This is a genomic window from Streptomyces natalensis ATCC 27448 (genome assembly GCF_000935125.1).
Classification (GTDB): Bacteria; Actinomycetota; Actinomycetes; order Streptomycetales; family Streptomycetaceae; genus Streptomyces; species Streptomyces natalensis.
On record NZ_JRKI01000029.1, the window covers coordinates 249,846 to 266,874 of the forward strand.

Genomic DNA, 17,029 nt, shown 5'->3' on the forward strand with positions numbered 1-17,029 from the left:
AGGCGCGCTCGAACGCCCGCCGTAAAAAATACGGCGTCGGCCGACGCCGGACGCGCCGGACGCCCAGGACCGATGCTCACGGAGTTGCGGGCCCTACGCGGCAAGGAGTAACAGCAGCAAGGCAATTGGGTGCATCCTACAGGCGTATGCTCGCCCCATGGTTGAGCATCGCATGATCGACGTGAACGGTATCCGGCTGCACATCGCGGAGGAGGGCACGGGGCCGCTCGTCGTGCTGCTGCACGGCTTCCCCGAGTCCTGGCACTCCTGGCGCCACCAGTTCGCCCCGCTGGCCGCCGCCGGGTTCCGTGTGGTCGCCCCCGACCAGCGCGGATACGGCCGCAGCGACCACCCGGAGGACGTGGACGCGTACAGCATCCTCCACCTCGTCGGGGACGTCATAGGGCTGATCCACGCTCTGGGCGAGAAGCAGGCGTTCGTCGTCGGGCACGACTGGGGCGCACCGGTGGCCTGGCACACCGCGCTGCTGCGGCCCGATGTGGTCCGCGGGGTGGCCGGGCTGAGCGTGCCGCCGCCCTTCCGCGGTGTGCACCCGCCGCTCGCGGCCATGCAGGAGCGGTTCGGTGGACGGTTCTACTGGAACTACTTCAACCAGCCCGGGGTCGCCGACGCCGAGTTCGCCAAGGACGCCCGCACCGCCCTGCGCAAGCTGTTCTACTCCGCCTCCGGTGACGCCCCCGGCGCCGGACGCCCGGACCAGGCCCTGGTGGCCGACCCTGCGCGGGGCTGGCTCGCGGACATGACCGACCCCGAGGTACTGCCGGACTGGCTCACCGAGGAAGACCTGGACGAACTCACCGCGAGCTACACCAAGGGCTTCACCGGCGCCCTGAACTGGTACCGCAACCTGGACCGCAACTGGGAGCTGACCGCCGCCTTGCACGGTGCGGTCGTCAGCACGCCCGCGCTGTACATGTACGGCGACCGCGACCTGGTCCCGGCGTTCCCCGGTACGTCCGAACTCATCGCCAGGCTTCCGGAGTTGATGCCCAACCTGCGCCGGGAGCCGATCGTGCTGCCGGGCTGCGGCCACTGGACCCAGCAGGAGCGGCCGCAGGAGGTGAACGCCGCACTGGTCGAGTTCCTGACGGAACTGCGGGGCTGAGGTCGGTCCACCAGGCCGCTTCCAGGTCTGTCTCGCAGGTGGTCGAGCACCTCGGTGAAGGAGACAGCCGCTTGGTCATCGTGCTCGGCAAGCCGGCGCCCGGCAACCGCGATGGCCGGTTGCCGGTTGCCGGGCCTCCACCAGTCTCCGGCGCCAACTGCGCCTGCGGCACCGGCTGTTGCCGGCCGACGGCGGCTACCAGGGCAGGCGCATCCTGCTCCACGGACAGCCGACAGGCCAGGGCGCCCCACGCCTTTGGTTCATCCTTTTCTGCGGCAGGGAGAACGAACGTCAGCAGCAGACACCACTGCCTGAGGGAGCCACCGGCCACATGCGTGCGAGGACAGGGACTCCCCCACGTCGGGTCGCCTGAATCGGCGTTCAGCCCCGGACCGGCACAATCTTGTTGTCGGTGACGGCGTAACGGCCGTCGGTCCAGTACGGTGCCGCGCCGGATGAGGCCTCCTTGTCCTTGCCGGTAAGGGCATCCAGAACCGCCGGACCGTTCTGTTCCGTCTCGCCGTAGACCATGCCGTGCCAGGCACCGGTCACCTTGGGCGCCACCCGCCCCGAACTGTCCGGCAGCGCTCACAGCACCTTCGCGGTGTGCGGGTCCATACCGAAGGCTTCCGCTCCACCGCTCGCACAGACCACCACGGACCGCCGGTCGTACTGACACTGAGCCGGCGCACCGTGGCCCGACGGGGCCCGGAAACTCAGCTCTTTGCCCGAGGCGATCACGACGGCGGTGACGTTGCCGAAAGGCTTGCCCTTCAGTCCCTGCACCAGGACCAGTCCGGGCCCGGCGGCGACAGCCGTTCCGTCCTCTGTCGCCTTCGTCCATGCCGTGGCACCGTCCCGCACGGCCCGTGCCTGAAGGCTCTCGGGTGACCAGGAGCCCGTCGACACCAGGCCGACGACCTGGCCGGCGGCGACCGCCACGGGGGTGAAATGCCGCTCGCCCCAGACAACCTTGCGTGCGGCGAGGTCGATCGCCACGACACCCGCCTTGTCTTTGTCCTTCACCCTCACCACCGCAGTGGCGCCCTGGACACCGACCACGGCCGTGCTGATCGACGACCCCGCCAAGTCCGCGAACTCCTTGGGCAGCTCCACCACATGGCGCCACGCCGGTCGTACGGCGTCCGCGTCGGCGGCCACGATCTCGATCGCGCTGTGGGCGGGCGTGGTGCCCTGACCGCGGACCGTGATGCCGAAGCTCTGCACGACCAGGTGCCGGCCGCCCACAGTGACGGTCTGCGGCGCCACGATGTCGAGACGCCCCCCGTCGGCCCTGGCGTTGTACTCGGTCGACTCTCCCTCGGGCCTGAATGTCGCCCGCCCCCGTCCGGTTTCGGGGTCGATGGCGAGAAGCCTCTGTGACGTCGCGGCCCATGCTGTACCGCCCCGCAGTGTGACGTGCGGAGCGGCGAGGGTTTTCGTGGTGGAGTCCTCGACGTCGAGCAGCACCGCCTTGGGAAGCCGCGGCCCACTCGATGCGAACTTCGTCGCCGGATCGTACGCCTTGCGCTGCTTCTGCTGGTTCTGGCCGGTGGAAGTCTGCGGCTGCGATTGTGTGTCACCCCCGCATGCGGTGCCTCCCGCGACCAGCAATGTGACGACCGCCCCACCCGCTGCCGCCCGCATGAAGCGTATGTTCCGCACGCCGCTACGACTCATCCCCAGTAACCCTTCCCCGTGATCAACGCGCCTGCCGAGGAAGGACTCTCTTACCGGGGCCTACGGTTGCGCTCACTGTGCATCGGCCTGCCGACGCGCGAAGAACCCACGGGGCAGGCCCGCACCACGGCGCGACGCCGCAGCAACACGGTGGGTGACATTCAGGTAGCGCCAGTTCTCGTTGGCGCCACCCCTGTCACCTTTCGGTGCAGGTCGTTGGGGAGGGCCCCCCTTCAGGTCCGTAACCGGGCGAACGCGCTGAGTACCGAGAGTAAGCATCGGCTAGGGGTTCATGTCATGATCACGGCGGGCTCATCCCTCTCCGACAGGACCCGACCATGCGAACCATCAGCGTCATCACCGCCGTTCACGAAGGCGGCCACCACTTCATCGGTGACACCTATGAATCCCTTCGCGAACAAAAGCTCCCCGATGACTGGCAATGGGAATGGTGCGTGCAAGAGGACGGCACCTCGGGGATCCCCGCGAAGAACCTGCCCAGCGACCCCAGGATCACCTTCGGGACAGGACTGCGAGCGCGCATAGCGGTGACCCGCACACACGCCCTCGCCCGCGCGACGGGAGATCTGATCCGGACGCTGGACGCCGATGACGTACTGCTTCCGGGCGCGCTGGAGCGGGACATCGAGACCCTGGAACGTGTGCCGTGGTGCGTATCCGCCTGCATCGACCTCCACGAGGACGGGACCACGGCACCGGGTCCGTACGACCCTCCGGGCGGCCCCTTGGAACCCGCCCTCTTCTACCGCGAGGTGCTGGAGCGACGTCTGTCCGTCCAGGCGACCACATTCGCCGCTCACCGTCGCCTGGTGATGGCGCTCGGCGGCTGGCAGGCACTGTCCGGGGCCGAGACGGTTGCGCTGCTCCTTGCCGCCGAGGCCGTGGCACCCGGTGAATTCATAGCAGAGCCGAGCGTCTTCTACCGCAAGCATCCCGACCAGACGACCGCGTCCCATCGCTACTGGGAGCCGGCCGAAGCGGCCACGCGGACCGACGCGCTCGTCCAACGCGCCACCGCCCTGCGGGAGTCGGGCTGGAAGTGGCCGCAGGTACACCAGCACGGACGCGCGTCCCAGATGGAGGTGAGCGGGTAGCCCGTCGCCGAAGTGCGCGGGGGCTGCGAAGCCGCGCTCCGACCGACCTCGACGACCATGCGGGAACCACGCTTGCATGGCCATGCTTACCAATGCATACTCTTCCTGTGTCTAAGGTTCTCACTTCCCTCCCCGCCGGCGAGCGTGTCGGCATCGCCTTCTCCGGCGGACTCGACACCTCGGTCGCGGTCGCATGGATGCGCGACAGAGGCGCCGTCCCGTGCACCTACACCGCCGACATCGGTCAGTACGACGAGCCCGACATCGCCTCGGTGCCCGGCCGCGCGAAGACCTACGGTGCCGAGATCGCGCGCCTGGTCGACTGCCGCGCAGCGCTGGTCGAAGAGGGTCTGGCCGCGCTCACCTGCGGGGCGTTCCACATCCGCTCGGGTGGGCGCGCCTACTTCAACACCACGCCGCTCGGCCGCGCCGTCACGGGCACCCTCCTGGTGCGGGCGATGCTCGAGGACGACGTGCAGATCTGGGGCGACGGCTCGACGTTCAAGGGCAACGACATCGAGCGGTTCTACCGCTACGGCCTGCTGGCCAACCCGCATCTGCGGATCTACAAGCCCTGGCTGGACGCCGCCTTCGTGACCGAGCTCGGCGGCCGCAAGGAAATGTCCGAGTGGCTCCTCGCCCACGACCTGCCCTACCGCGACAGCGCGGAGAAGGCGTACTCCACCGACGCCAACATCTGGGGCGCCACGCACGAGGCCAAGACCCTCGAGCACCTGAACACGGGTGTCGAGACCGTCGAGCCGATCATGGGTGTGCGGTTCTGGGACCCGGCGGTGGAGATCGCCGCCGAGGACGTCACCATCGGCTTCGAGCAGGGCCGCCCGGTGACGATCAACGGCAAGGAGTTCACCTCCGCCGTCGACCTCGTGGTGGAGGCGAACGCCATCGGCGGCCGCCACGGCATGGGCATGTCGGACCAGATCGAGAACCGGATCATCGAGGCCAAGAGCCGCGGCATCTACGAGGCGCCCGGCATGGCCCTGCTGCACGCCGCGTACGAGCGATTGGTCAATGCGATCCACAACGAGGACACCCTCGCCCAGTACCACAACGAGGGCCGGCGCCTGGGCCGGCTGATGTACGAGGGCCGCTGGCTGGACCCGCAGGCGCTCATGGTCCGCGAGTCGTTGCAGCGGTGGGTCGGCGCTGCCGTCACCGGTGAGGTGACGCTGCGGCTGCGGCGCGGTGAGGACTACTCGATCCTCGACACAACCGGTCCTGCTTTCAGCTACCACCCGGACAAGCTGTCGATGGAGCGCACCGAGGACTCGGCGTTCGGCCCGGTGGACCGGATCGGCCAGCTCACCATGCGCAACCTCGACATCGCCGACTCGCGCGCCAAGCTGGAGCAGTACGCCGGCCTCGGCCTCATCGGCACCGGCAGCCCCGCCATCGGCGCCGCCCAGGCGGCCGCGACGGGGCTGATCAGCACCATGCCGGAGATGCCGGAGGGCGGCGCCGAGGCCATCGCCTCCCGCGGCGAAACCTCCGACGACGCGCTGCTGGACCGCGCCGCAATGGAATCCGGCACGGACTGATCGGCCCGGCGCAGCCGAACGCTCGTCATCCCGGGAAGGCACCACACGAAAGGCAGGCTCGGCCCCAAGGGCGTCGAGCCTGCCTTTCTGCTTGCCCGGTGCCGGTGTTCACGGTGACCCCGCGGGGGCCGACGTGGCAGCCATACCGGGCCTCGTCACCCCCGGGCAGCCGCGCTCGGCACCGGGAGCGGGTTGGCGGCGCAGGTGGTGTCGGTGGGCGGGATGGTTCCGTTGACGAGGTAGCCCTCGACCAGGTTGTCGACGCAGGCGTTGTGGTTCTGGAACTGTCCGTGGTCGCCGCCGCCGACGACCGTCACCAGGCGCGAGGTGGGCAGGGCCCGGTGGTCGCGCAGTGCGCCCTCGTAGTAAGTGGCGGGATCGTGTACGGAGTTCAGCATGAGGACGGGGGGCAGGTCGCGGCCGGTGACGTGGAGGCGCGGTGCGGTGGAGCGCGGCCAGGCGGCGCAGACCGCGGAGTAGGCCAACATGCGGGCCCCCACCAGCGGATGGTCGCGCGTGGCGCGGTCGCTCTGTGCGATCCAGTAGGCGGTGCTGCGGTTCCAGGGCGTGTCGTTGCAGGTGACGGAGAAGAAGTCCGCCGCGAAGCCCGCGTCCACGGGGTGCGCCAATGCCTTGGCGAGGGTCTGCTTGACGGCAGGTGGTGCGGTATCGGGGTGTTCGAGGACGGTCAGGGCGGTGGCGAGGTTCTTGAAGCCCGGGTCGGCCTGGTAGATGGCGTTGCCGGCGAGGGTGTCCAGGTGATCGGGGGTGATGGTCGTCCCGTCGAGGACCAGTGGGTGTGCGTGCAGCCCGGCCCGCAGACGCTCGAAGGATGCCCTGGTCTGCGCGGGCGTGCGCCCTTGGTGGTAGGCGCCGTCGTTCTTCGCCAGCCAGGGGAGGAAGTCCTCGTCGAATCGGCGTTGGAAGCTGAACGGTTGGCCTTCCATGAACGACTGCCAGGTGCCGGTGTAGTCGACGTTGCTGTCGAGGACCATACGCGCCACGCGGTGGGGGAACGCGGTCGCGTAGGAGGCACCGAGGACGGTGGCGTAGGACGGGCCGTAGTAGGAGATCGTGTCGGCCCCGAGAAGGGCTCGGTAGAGGTCCATGTCGTGGACGGCCTGCTCGGTGGTGATGTAGGGCAGCAGGTCGTGCGAGTGGCGTTGGCAGTCGCGGACGAAGGCGCGCGCTCGGGCGAACGTCGTGCGGAGGGTGTGGGCGGAGCGGTCGCGTTTGTCGCCGGAGAAGTAGGTGTCGACGGTCGACTGGTCGGCGCAGGTGACCTTGGTGCTGCTACCGACGCCCCGCTGGTCGAAACTGACGATGTCGTAGGTGGCGGCGAGGCCGGGTGCGTAATGTGCCAGATGTGCGGGCCGCTTGAGCCCGGAGGCTCCGGGGCCGCCGGCGGCCATCATCAGCACACCGCGCCGCTTGGCGGTATCGGTAGCCCGGTGCCGAGAGACTTCCACGGTCAGGCGGGGGCCCTGTTCCGGATGGTGCCAGTCTCGTGGCACGGCCATGGCCGCGCATTCCAGCGCACCGGAGGCACAGGGCTGCCAGTCGAGATGCTGGTTCAGATAGCGCGCCGGAGTACGCACCGCCCCTGAACCGGAGGGGTGTGCGGCCGTGACGCTGAGCGCGTTCGCGACGGGAAGGGCTCCTGCCGTGAGGAGTACGGCTGCGGCGACGGTCGCCCAGCGTATGGATTTTCCGGATATGGGCATTGGTTCCCCCTTGAGGAATATCGGTGCCCTCGATACTGGTTTGCGCAGACGCGGCGATCAATGAAGTCACCTTCCGTACCCGGGGTGGTACCAGTGCCACCCCGCCGCCGGCCTCCTTGCCGCCGCGGGTCTGACCTGTGCCGTCGCATGATCCGCCGCGGCTACGACTCGGCTGTCGCCTGGGCTGGTGGATGGGCGGGTGCGTGGGCGGGTGCGTGGGCGGACAGACCGTCGGCGCAGAGGCGCGCGCTCGCGTCTTCCTCGGGGAGCTGTCCGCGTTCATCTCCCCTCGAATCCCACAGAGTTGCGATGCGTGCGGCGGCGGCGCGGGCCGTGGCGAGGTCGTCGGCGGTGATGGCCACGCGGACGATGCCGGGGCCGGCCCATGGTGCGGTGTCGGTCATGTCGTCGGGCACGCACCGGCCGACCGCCATGGTTCGTCGAACGGCGGGAATTCACGCGACCGAGTGTCTGAAACGAGTGTCTGAAACACGAGCGTCTGACGGTCTCGCGTCTGGTCGGGCGGTGCCCCCCGTGCCGTACAGCGGCGCGCACATCTGTCATACGGCGGCGGGTGCCCGAGATCGCCGGTTGGCCCACGGACGACACCCGCGCCGCCTGCGGTGGCGCCCCGCGTTGCTCCATTCGGGTGAATGTCTACCCTGGAAGTGTAGGCAGCGCGACGACGGTGCCACCTTCGGCCGGTCTTCTCGGCCAGCGGGGACCTCCTCGGGGGTCGCGCAGACGAGAATGAGGTGTAGCCCATGCAAGCGCGACGTATGAGGCGCTCGTTGGCACTGGCAGCAGCTGGTGCCCTGCTGGCGGGCGGCGCGGCGGTCGGTACGGCGGGCGGGGCCACAGCGGCCCCCGCACCCTCGACCACCAGCATCTCGACGGTCAACCATCACTACAAGTGCCACTGGGAGAAGGGCCACTGGCGCTGGGTTCACGGTCACTGGGTCTGGTTCCCAGGTCACTGGAGCCCCTGGTACTGCAAGCACCACAACGATCACCACGATCACTACGATCACAACGAGGAGCACTGATCACGAGCTTGGTCTAGCTGTCGCAAGTGCGACGGTGAGGACTTCCGGCGCTATCCCTATGGGACAGGTCGGGGGCGGTGGCTGCATCGCAACCGGTCTGTATGGTCACGCACAGTCGTAGATGCCTCGTCGAGGAGGTGCACGGACATCTCCCGCTGGTCGCCGGCGGGAGGGTCCATGCCGAGCTGGTCGCGAGATACGGGGCGGTGCAGCTAGGGCCCGTCGAACACGTCACCTTCGGCGGCTCGTCGGGGTCGGTGTGCAGGGGCAATTCGCCCGTGCACCAGGGGCAAATGACGAGGACGTACACACCACGTGCGGCAGGCGCGGAGCGCCGGGCTCCGATGCACCTCTCGTCGAAACTTGTCCCTGAAGTGGCCGCATCGTGTCCGAAGCAGCGGATAACGTGCGTATGTGCAGATCGACGGGGCACAAGGACGACCGGGAACCGCGCTGCTGCTGACGGCCGCCCCGGCAGGCAAGGGTGCGCTCGTGGACACGAGCAGGGTGATTCCCGCGCTGGCGGCGGTGCGGCCTGCCGCGTGGACGGGCTCCGCTGCCACCACCACGCTCATCGAACTGGCCGATCCCACCGACCCGCAGGCCGTGCTGACCCGCATCCGGGGTGCCGCCGCCACCGAGGGCCCGTTGACCGTCGTGCTCGTCGGCCAGCTCCAGCTCGACCGCCGACAGCGGCAGATCCACCTCGCGCTGGCCCGCACCACACCCCAGACCGTCCGCTACACCGCCCTGCCATGGGCCTGGCTCGTCCAGGCGCTGCAACAACGCCGCCCTCGCGCCACCACGGTCCACGTTGACTTGATCGCCGATGCGGAGGTCTGGCAGCTGCTCGGCGACAAGCCACTCTCCTTCGGAGGCGCCCATGTGTACGGCGTCATCGCCCCACCGCCCCCGGGACGCCGACGCACCGCCCAGCCCCGCTACGCGCAGTCCCTGGCCCAGATCCTGCGCAGCGGCCACCACCCCGGCGACGAGGAGCTGCACCACGAGGCCCTCCGCCGTGCCGACATCGCACAGACCGCTCTCGTCCTCGGCCCCATGCCGACCGCAGTCGGCGCGAACGTCCCTCTGCCGCCCGGAAATCCAGCGGCAGTGACGATCCCCGCTCCTGCTCCTCCACCACCACAGCAGGCGCAGCAGGGCGTCCCGCCCGCCTGCCTGCCCAGCGATGCCGCCCTCCCCGCCGAGGGCGACCCGCATGAGCGGATCGCCGCCGCCTCGAAGGCCGGCCGGCACTACGAGGCCGCCGAGCTGGCGGCCGCCGCCGAGCGGTACGCCGTGCAGACGTACGGGGCCGACACCTTCGCCGCCGTGCACTGGGTCGAGGTCAGAGCCTTCTTGGCCTCCGTCGCCCAAGAGCCCGGTCGCAGCTGTGAGCTGTGGCTGCGAGCCGCCGAAACCCGCCTGAGCGTGCTCCACCAGGCAACCGACGCCTACGATGTCGAGACGAGCGTCGACGGGGCCCACCATCAGTGGATGCAGATGCGCGACGCCATCGCCGCCCGCGCCCTCGCACCCCGACTCATCGCCCTGCGCCGCCAGGTACCGGGACGGCAACCCGGCGCGCTGACCTCCATCCAGAGGATGCTGGAGCGGCTGAACAGCCTGCCCTCACCATGACCACCGCCCCCGGCGGTTGAGTGATGCAGCAGCTGGGTCGCTACGGGAGGCAAGTCAGCAGCGAAGCTGCTGATGCCAGGCGGGCTGGCGCCGGGTAGAGCACGGCAGCGGTGGAATGCCCCCCAGTCTGCGGACTCTCTACATCACCGGTATTGCCCTTAGGGCCTCTCGTCGGTCGTTGACGGACCCTCGGCGGGAAACACGATCGGGCTGAGCAGGTGGCGGGTGCGTTCTGCTGACGGCTTGTTTCCCAGCCGGGAGAGGAGCACGTCGCGCATCTCACCGATCAGCTCGGCGAGTTCGTCCGGGCTGAGCCAGAGCGCGTGCTGGCGGTAGCCCACCAGGTCGGCGGTCGGGTCGGCGCCGTCCCGGTCGAGGTAGGCATTGAACTCGGCCAGCAGCGTGGCCATGGCGATGGCGAACACGCGCCGGTGATCCTCCACCGACACCGACGCCGCGGTGTCGGCGTCGATCACCGCCCGCTCCCCGCGCAGCCGGTACCGGCGCTCGACGGCGCCGCGTACCCGCTCCTCACCCACCACTTCCAGGAGGCCGCCGTCGGCCAGCAGCCCGACGTGCCGGTAGACGGTGGCCTTCGACACGTCGGGCAGCAGCGCGCACACCTGGGACGTGGTGAGCGTCCGCCCGCCGGACATGGCGTGCACGATGCGCAGCCGTACCGGGTGCAGAAGCAGTTCGACCGTATCCATGGGTCTACATTCTCATGACTGATACTGTTCTCAAAGTTAAGAACAATGACTGTGACGTCGAACGAACGGGAGAGTGGACCATGCCGCACCCCTCACTACCGCTGGGACGCCGCTACGACATCGACGGGCGGCAGCTGATGCTGCACCACTCCGGTGGCAGCGGCCCGACCGTGGTGTTCCTGGCGGGAGTCGGACTGATGAGCCTGGACTACCTGAACATCCACAACCGTGTCGCCGAACTGACCGGGAGCGTGCTCTACGACCGCGCGGGCACCGGCTGGAGCGACCCGGTCGACCTGCCCCGTACGGCAGCCGAGGTCACCGATGAACTGCACGACCTGTTGCGCGCCGCCGCCGTACCCGGCCCGTACCTGCTGGCCGGTCACTCCCTGGGCGGGGCCTACGCGCGCCACTACGCGAGGCGCTTCCCCGGCGAGGTCGCCGGTCTGCTCCTGCTCGATCCGTTCCACGAGGACCTGGTCGTACGCGCACCCCGCCGCGCGCGGGAAAGACTGGAGCAGATGATGAAAGAAATGCGGGACCAGGAGCTGGTGGAGCTCACCGAGGAGCAGATACGGCAGTCCCGCGACCAGATGGCACCCCACTTCGCAGCCTGGCCGGAGCCCGTGCGCGGGCCGCTGATCGAACGTCACCTCGCCACCTGGCGGAGCGCCTCACAGGAGAACCAGAACCTCTACGACAAGGTCGCCGACGAGTTCCGGCGCGCACCCGGCACCCCCGACGTGCCACTGATCGTGCTCTCCGCCATGGGGCACGACGCCACGCAAGCCCACCTCTGGCCCGAAGACCTGCTCCGTGAGATCAACGAAGGCAAGCGCGCCCTGCACGCGGAACTGGCCGCGGAGGCCCCGCGCGGCGAACACCGCATCCTCGACGACGCAGGACATGGATGGCTTCATGAGGAACGCCCGGATGCCGTGCTCCAGGCGGTCAACGACCTTCTTCAGAAGGAGAGTTCGGCGACATGACCGCAGAGGCCCCGAGGGTGGCGGCGAGGTCGCCGCCCTACCGACGAATGAGATCACCCGTCGCTGCACGGCCGGATGATCCCCGTGCCGACCAGTCTCCAGGCCGCCCGTGCCACGGGGACGAATACCGAGAGCGAGCACCAGGAGCCACCCGTCATATGAGGCGCTCGGTCACGGCGCACGTGAGTACTTCTACGGATGTCCTGCCGTCACCACGTTCAGCAGGATGACCTCCGTGACGGAACACGAGAGTTGTCCCCAAGCTCCTCTACGACCCGCCCGCGATCACCGGGCCATGGAGAAGGTGATGAAGGCCGTCCTCATCGCGGCGGCCACAGCGGGTGCGCTCCTGCTGCTCTACATGGCACCCTTCGTCGTGGCCCTCTTCGCCGTGGCCCGGTGACCGTGGCTCCGTATTTTCGGTCGGCCTGTCCGGCCGATGATCGCCGTCGCCGCGGCGGCTACGTTCTTTTCGGTGTTCATGGTGACTCAACCTGTCGACACCGACTGCTCCGAGGGGAGCCGTCCGTAGATGCGTTCCGGAGTCAGCGGCAGCGCGCGGTAGCGGACGCCCGTGGCGTCCTGCACCGCGTTCGCGAGCGCGGGGGCCACCGGGTTGATACAGCACTCCGCCATCCCCTTCGCCCGCATGGGCCCCACCGAATCCGCCGAGCCCACCAGGAGGACCTCGGTACGGGGGATGTCGGCGTAGGTGGGGATGCGGTAGTTCCGGAAGTTCGGATTGACCATGACGCCGTTGTCGTCGAGGTGGTGGTTCTCGGTCAGCGCGAAGCCGATTCCCTGGGCGACACCGCCCTCGATCTGGCCCCGGACCTGCTCCGGGTTGATGATCACTCCGGCGTCCGCCGCCTGCACGCTGTGCAGGATCCGTATCTCGCCCGTCACGCGGTGCACGGCGACCCGGAACCCCTGCGTGTTGGAGGTGACGCTCCGGGGCGAGCCGTATGCCTTGCGTGCGGCGGTGAACCGGATGCCACGCGCCCGGGCCAGCGCGACGAGTTCGGCCAGCGACACCCGCCGGTCCCCGCAGACGACACCGTCGTCGTCCATCGTGCACATCACGACATGGACGCCCGTGTGTGCGGCGGCGAATTCCAGGATGCGATCGCGCACGGCATTGGCCGCCCGCAGGACCGCGTTGCCCGCCACGAAGAGACCCGCACTCGCGAAGGCACCGGTGTCGAATCCCGTGCGGTCGGTGTCGGACTGCACCAGACGGATCCGCGACGGCGTGGTGCCCAGCTGGCCGGCTGCGATCTGGACATGAGCGGTGGACGTTCCCTCTCCGAACTCGACGGTTCCGACGGCCAGTTCGTAGAGGAGATCGTCGCCCAGCGTGACCCATACCTCGGAGATGTGTTCCGTCGGGGGCGCGGTTTCGTGCAGGGAACTCGCCACGCCGGCTCCGACGAGCCACTCGGGGCCGGGAGGCGTCCGGTCGGCCGTACGGGCCAGAGCGTCGCCGACCAGGTCGATGCACTTGGCGAGTCCGTTCTCACCAAAGATCACGTCGTCCGGGCCGTCGTGCCTGGCGACCAGGGGCTCGCCCGGCCGCACGATGTTGCGTCGGCGCAGTTCCAGCGGGTCGATGTGCAGCGCTCGGGCCAGTTCGTCCATTGCCGACTCCACGGCGAACGCCGGCTGCGTCATCCCGTAACCTCGCAGCGCTCCGCTCGGCACGGTGTTCGTGTAGACGGAGTACGCGTCGTACTTCTTGTTGGGGCAGCGGTAGATCATGACGGCGGCTCCGCCCGCGTACAGCGTTTCGCCTCCGTGGTTGCCGTAGGCGCCCGTGTTCGACACATTGCGTACCTGGAAGGCGGTGAGCGTTCCGTCCGCCTTCGCACCGAGCCTGACCGTAAGGCTCATCGGATGCCGTGGCGAGGCCGTCGTGAACTCCTCCTCACGGGTGTACTCAAGACAGGTGGGCCGACCGGTGTCCAGGGTGGCAAGGGCGACCAGGTCCTCCGCGATCACCTCCTGCTTGCCGCCGAATCCGCCGCCCACGCGCTTGCAGAACACCCGCACCTGGTCCGGGCGCAGCGCGAAGAGGTGCTCCAGTTTGACCTTTGCGATCGACGGTGACTGCGAACTGGTGCGGACGTTCAGCCGGCCGTCCTCCATCCAGGCAATCGAGCCGTGGGTCTCCAGATGCGCGTGCTGCACCCGCGGTGAGAAGTACGTGCCTTCATGGATCACATCGGCCGCGGCGAACCCCGTGTCGACGTCGCCGATGTGCGAGTGGAATTCGACAAGGATGTTGCGGACGGGGTCGCGCACGAACGGATCGTCGGAGCCGTGCAGCTGGGGTGCGCCGTCGGCCATCGCCGCCTCCGGGTCGAACACCGCCGGCAGCACCTCGTACTCGACCACGAGACGCCGGCAGCCCTCTTCGGCCGCCCCGACCGTGTCGGCCAGGACCACGGCGACGCGCTGGCCGGCGAAGCGGACCGTGTCGTCGAGGATGTAGGTGTCGTCCGGGTCGACCAGGTGGTCGGTGTGGATCGCCGTGGAGAAGCGTCTGCGGGGTACGTCTTCCCAGGTGTAGACCCGGTGTACGCCGGGCACCGCGAGGGCGGCGCTCTTGTCGATCGAGAGGATCCGGGCGTGCGCGTGGGGTGAGTGCAGCACCTTGAGGTGCAGCAGGCCGTCGATCCGTGTGTCCATGGTGAACTCGGCGTGCCCCGTCACCACGTCGTGGCCCGCGGGCGCGCCGACGCTCGTCCCGACGGCCTTGCCCGGTGCCGCCGTCTCCACCGCGCTGACGCCCTTCACGGCGTCCTCGATCGCCCGGTATCCGGTGCAGCGGCAGAGGTTGCCCTTCAACGCCCGCGGCAGATCCGCCTTCTGATCCTCGGTGAAGGTCGCCGACGTCATGATCATCCCTGCGGTGCAGAATCCGCACTGGAACCCCGGGGCGTCCTCGAACTGCCGCTGCATGGGATGCGGGGCGCCGGGCCGCCCCAGGCCCTCGATCGTGGTCACCTCGCGGCCGTCCGCGCGGAACGCGGGGGTGATGCAGCTGTGTACCGGTGTGCCGTCCAGCCACACCGTGCAGGCGCCGCAGTCGCCCGCGTCGCACCCCTTCTTGACGCCGAAGTGGCCGAGTTCGCGCAGGAACGTGCGCAGACACTGACCGGGGGCCGGTTCCCGGTCGAATTCCCTGCCGTTCACGCGGTAATTCATGCCAGGTCCCCAGCGGTGAGTTCGCGGCAGATCTCTTCGGCGAAATGCCGTGTCAGATGCCGACGGTGGTCGGGGGTCCCATTGGGGTCCGCGAACCACACGTCGGCCGGCACGGCGTCGTCGATGCTCTGCCGCAGGGTTCGGACATCGGGCAGGGAGTCGAAGGCGATGCGGACCGGCCGCGTGGTCCCCGCGGTGATGGTGAGCAACAGGTCATGGGCTCCCCGTTGTTGCGTGCCGACGAGGAACACCGTCGAACGGCCGAGCCTGGTCAGCGTGAAGCGGCGGTGCGCCGTGCGTTTGCACAGCGCGTGTTCCGGAATGACGACGCGCCGAAGGATCTCCCCGGGGGCGAGTACGTTGCGGTGGTCGCCCGTGACGAAATCCAGGGCGTCGACGTAACGTACGGAGCCATCGGGCGCCCACAGTTCGTACTGCGCCTCCAGCGCAACCGTCAACGTGATCATCGGGCCGGCGGGCAAGGACATACAGATGTTTCCGCCGACGGTCGCCGCGTTCCAGACCTTGAACGAGGACAGGAATGCCTCACAGCTTTGCCGGAAGAGAATTTCGGCGGTCCAGTCCTCCGGCCAGGTAAAGGCATACAGGTCGCGAATGGTGCATGTGGCGCTGATCTCCAAGCCCTCGCCCGTCGGAACAAGAGCCTCCCAACGCATTGCCGTCAGGTCGATCAGCCGTCGCAGATCCGGCTGCTCCGTGGAATAGAGCCAGGTTCCGCCTGCGAGCCAGGCATCGCCCTCGTGCCAGTCCATGCCTGGCCGCTCGGACGGTCGCCGGATGACTTCAGTGATGGTGTTGAGGTCCATGAAACCGACCTACAGAAGAACGCACCTACGGAAGACGACTGTCCCGTGGGACTGTTGACTGTTGGTATGCATTTCCCGCTGACCGCGCAGATGTCGGCCGCCGTGCCGCACCGTTCCGGGCGACTGAGCCGCGACGACCAACGGGCACAAAAACTTTTGCCCCAGTCTATCGCAGCACGCGGATGACGATCCAACCGAGGGCCACCAAACGTAGCCGAGTCGCCCCGTACGGTAATTCTCGGAGTTCATCGCGCGGCCCGCCTCCCCCGACGCGACTGCGTAAACGGGCAGCAGCGGGTGATCGGCTCCATGGCCACTGGCCGAGGCCGCCGGAATGACTCACGTTTCAGAACCGGAATGACTCATGTTTCAGAAGAAGCTGAGAAATTCTCCTGCCAAGGTGATAGGCCCTGAGGTGCGGGCACGGGAAGGCCGTGCGCGCGTCGACTTCTCACGGCCGCCTTCCGGAGGACAACCCGATGAGTTTCAGCGTGATAAATGGTCTGCCCGCACACGTCCTGATCGTGCACTTCGTCGTCATCTTCGTGCCCCTGAGCGCACTGGCTGTCGTGGTCGCCGCGATCTGGCCAAGCACCGCCCGGCGCATGGGGGTTGTGCTGCCGCTGCTGGGACTGGTGACGCTGGCGAGCGTGCCGCTGGCCACGCAGGCCGGCGGGTGGCTGGAGCAGCACGTCGACAGCAACGCCCTGGTGCGCAGGCACACCGAACTCGGCGACGGACTGCTCCCCTGGGCCGCCGCGCTGTTCGTGCTGGCGACGGCGATCTGGTGGACGACCCGCCGGTCGGCCGCGGCGGAGCCGGCCCATCGGGGGCGCCCCCGGGCCACCTCTTCCCCGTCGATGATCCTCCGTGTCGCGGCGGCCGTACTGTGCGTCGGAGTGGCCGCGGGCGCCGTCGTGGACGTGTACCGGATCGGCGACTCCGGGGCGCGGGCCGCGTGGCACGACGGCTTCTCCCAGACCGCCAAGGGCGAACAGGGGGACAACGGCTGACACGGCCGACAAGCTACGGGCCGTTTGCCCGTACGGCCGGGTGCCGGCCACGCGCAACCTCGACGAGCTCGACCCGCGGGTGGAACTGGACGTGGTGCGCGGCGAGCAGCGCACCGGTCAGTGGTCCGCTGCGCCGGCCAACTCGTTCGGATTCGGCGGACACAACGTCAGCCTCGTCCTCACCACGTGACGGCGAGATTTTGACCGGCAGGCCGGGCGGCATGGGCACCAGGCCCGGTTCCGGCGACGCAGCTGATCGGCACAGCGGGGGCGGGAGGTTCGCCGTGCAGCGCGAGGAGGTCCGTGCGATCGAAGACGAAGGGCAGCTCCACGCAGCGGCAGGGCGAAACCAACGCTCCATCAGATGCGGTGAGTTGACGCAATATTGACCC

Annotated in this window: 15 protein-coding genes; 8 read left to right on the top strand and 7 right to left on the bottom strand. The window is 68.8% G+C overall.

The window, feature by feature from the left end; all coding sequences use genetic code 11:
• Positions 1–157 precede the first annotated feature (157 nt).
• On the top strand, positions 158–1,126 hold the full coding sequence (locus tag SNA_RS20975) for an alpha/beta fold hydrolase (protein ID WP_030063614.1): 969 nt from the start codon (positions 158–160) through the stop codon (positions 1,124–1,126).
• Between the two features lie 381 nt (positions 1,127–1,507).
• Here SNA_RS20975 and SNA_RS20980 read toward each other — a convergent pair whose 3' ends face one another.
• Entirely contained in the window at positions 1,508–1,690 is a 183-nt protein-coding gene (locus tag SNA_RS20980; RefSeq protein WP_030063615.1) for a hypothetical protein, read from the bottom strand.
• 24 nt (positions 1,691–1,714) lie between these two features.
• The gene (locus SNA_RS20985) at positions 1,715–2,773 is read right to left on the bottom strand and encodes a PQQ-binding-like beta-propeller repeat protein (protein WP_157880023.1); all 1,059 of its coding nucleotides are present in this window, start codon (positions 2,771–2,773) and stop codon (positions 1,715–1,717) included.
• Between the two features lie 371 nt (positions 2,774–3,144).
• Here SNA_RS20985 and SNA_RS20990 point away from each other — a divergent pair, with 371 nt between their 5' ends.
• Both SNA_RS20990 and argG read left to right on the top strand, forming a co-directional pair.
• Positions 3,145–3,921: a glycosyltransferase family 2 protein gene (locus SNA_RS20990; RefSeq protein ID WP_044366183.1), complete on the top strand. Its 777-nt coding sequence runs from the start codon at positions 3,145–3,147 to the stop codon at positions 3,919–3,921.
• A gap of 107 nt (positions 3,922–4,028) precedes the next feature.
• Complete coding sequence (gene argG, locus SNA_RS20995) at positions 4,029–5,480, top strand: argininosuccinate synthase (protein ID WP_044366185.1); 1,452 nt, start codon at positions 4,029–4,031, stop codon at positions 5,478–5,480.
• Between the two features lie 155 nt (positions 5,481–5,635).
• Here the strand turns inward: argG and SNA_RS21000 are convergent, their stop codons facing one another.
• Together SNA_RS21000 and SNA_RS21005 are read right to left on the bottom strand one after the other, a co-directional pair.
• Complete coding sequence (locus tag SNA_RS21000; protein WP_044366186.1) at positions 5,636–7,204, bottom strand: alpha/beta hydrolase; 1,569 nt, start codon at positions 7,202–7,204, stop codon at positions 5,636–5,638.
• 161 nt (positions 7,205–7,365) lie between these two features.
• Positions 7,366–7,620, bottom strand: coding sequence for a hypothetical protein (locus SNA_RS21005; protein ID WP_030063623.1), 255 nt, complete (start codon positions 7,618–7,620; stop codon positions 7,366–7,368).
• A 348-nt stretch (positions 7,621–7,968) separates the two neighbouring features.
• On the opposite strand from SNA_RS21005, the gene SNA_RS21010 reads away from it, so the two are divergent.
• Positions 7,969–8,250, top strand: coding sequence for a hypothetical protein (locus tag SNA_RS21010; protein ID WP_157880025.1), 282 nt, complete (start codon positions 7,969–7,971; stop codon positions 8,248–8,250).
• A gap of 414 nt (positions 8,251–8,664) precedes the next feature.
• Positions 8,665–9,891: a hypothetical protein gene (locus tag SNA_RS21015; RefSeq protein ID WP_044366190.1), complete on the top strand. Its 1,227-nt coding sequence runs from the start codon at positions 8,665–8,667 to the stop codon at positions 9,889–9,891.
• A 158-nt stretch (positions 9,892–10,049) separates the two neighbouring features.
• Here SNA_RS21015 and SNA_RS21020 read toward each other — a convergent pair whose 3' ends face one another.
• Positions 10,050–10,601, bottom strand: coding sequence for a helix-turn-helix domain-containing protein (locus tag SNA_RS21020; RefSeq protein WP_030063629.1), 552 nt, complete (start codon positions 10,599–10,601; stop codon positions 10,050–10,052).
• An 80-nt stretch (positions 10,602–10,681) separates the two neighbouring features.
• Between SNA_RS21020 and SNA_RS21025 the strand changes: the two genes are divergently transcribed.
• Positions 10,682–11,590, top strand: a complete 909-nt coding sequence (locus SNA_RS21025) for an alpha/beta fold hydrolase (protein WP_030063630.1) — start codon at positions 10,682–10,684, stop codon at positions 11,588–11,590.
• A gap of 489 nt (positions 11,591–12,079) precedes the next feature.
• On the opposite strand, the gene SNA_RS21030 is transcribed toward SNA_RS21025, so the two are convergent.
• Both SNA_RS21030 and SNA_RS21035 read right to left on the bottom strand, forming a co-directional pair.
• The gene (locus SNA_RS21030; protein ID WP_030063631.1) at positions 12,080–14,797 is read right to left on the bottom strand and encodes a molybdopterin-dependent oxidoreductase; all 2,718 of its coding nucleotides are present in this window, start codon (positions 14,795–14,797) and stop codon (positions 12,080–12,082) included.
• Complete coding sequence (locus tag SNA_RS21035) at positions 14,794–15,624, bottom strand: FAD binding domain-containing protein (RefSeq protein WP_030063632.1); 831 nt, start codon at positions 15,622–15,624, stop codon at positions 14,794–14,796. Before SNA_RS21035 ends, SNA_RS21030 begins: the two co-directional genes overlap by 4 nt.
• A gap of 479 nt (positions 15,625–16,103) precedes the next feature.
• On the opposite strand from SNA_RS21035, the gene SNA_RS21040 reads away from it, so the two are divergent.
• Entirely contained in the window at positions 16,104–16,637 is a 534-nt protein-coding gene (locus SNA_RS21040) for a DUF2231 domain-containing protein (RefSeq protein ID WP_030063633.1), read from the top strand.
• A 40-nt stretch (positions 16,638–16,677) separates the two neighbouring features.
• Positions 16,678–16,827 carry a hypothetical protein gene (locus SNA_RS41510; protein ID WP_420823496.1) on the top strand — a complete coding sequence of 50 codons (150 nt, stop codon included), beginning with the start codon at positions 16,678–16,680 and terminating at the stop codon, positions 16,825–16,827.
• The last annotated feature ends 202 nt before the right edge of the window (positions 16,828–17,029 follow it).

What these genes read in the sequence shown, in the direction of transcription:
- SNA_RS20975 (WP_030063614.1), top strand. Translation starts at nt 158, where the DNA reads ATGGTTGAGCATCGCATGATCGACGTGAACGGTATCCGGCTGCACATC.
- SNA_RS20985 (WP_157880023.1), bottom strand. Translation starts at nt 2,773, where the DNA reads ATGCGGGCGGCAGCGGGTGGGGCGGTCGTCACATTGCTGGTCGCGGGA.
- SNA_RS20990 (WP_044366183.1), top strand. Translation starts at nt 3,145, where the DNA reads ATGCGAACCATCAGCGTCATCACCGCCGTTCACGAAGGCGGCCACCAC.
- SNA_RS21000 (WP_044366186.1), bottom strand. Translation starts at nt 7,204, where the DNA reads ATGCCCATATCCGGAAAATCCATACGCTGGGCGACCGTCGCCGCAGCC.
- SNA_RS21010 (WP_157880025.1), top strand. Translation starts at nt 7,969, where the DNA reads ATGCAAGCGCGACGTATGAGGCGCTCGTTGGCACTGGCAGCAGCTGGT.
- SNA_RS21020 (WP_030063629.1), bottom strand. Translation starts at nt 10,601, where the DNA reads ATGGATACGGTCGAACTGCTTCTGCACCCGGTACGGCTGCGCATCGTG.
- SNA_RS21025 (WP_030063630.1), top strand. Translation starts at nt 10,682, where the DNA reads ATGCCGCACCCCTCACTACCGCTGGGACGCCGCTACGACATCGACGGG.
- SNA_RS21030 (WP_030063631.1), bottom strand. Translation starts at nt 14,797, where the DNA reads ATGAATTACCGCGTGAACGGCAGGGAATTCGACCGGGAACCGGCCCCC.
- SNA_RS21035 (WP_030063632.1), bottom strand. Translation starts at nt 15,624, where the DNA reads ATGGACCTCAACACCATCACTGAAGTCATCCGGCGACCGTCCGAGCGG.
- SNA_RS21040 (WP_030063633.1), top strand. Translation starts at nt 16,104, where the DNA reads ATGAGTTTCAGCGTGATAAATGGTCTGCCCGCACACGTCCTGATCGTG.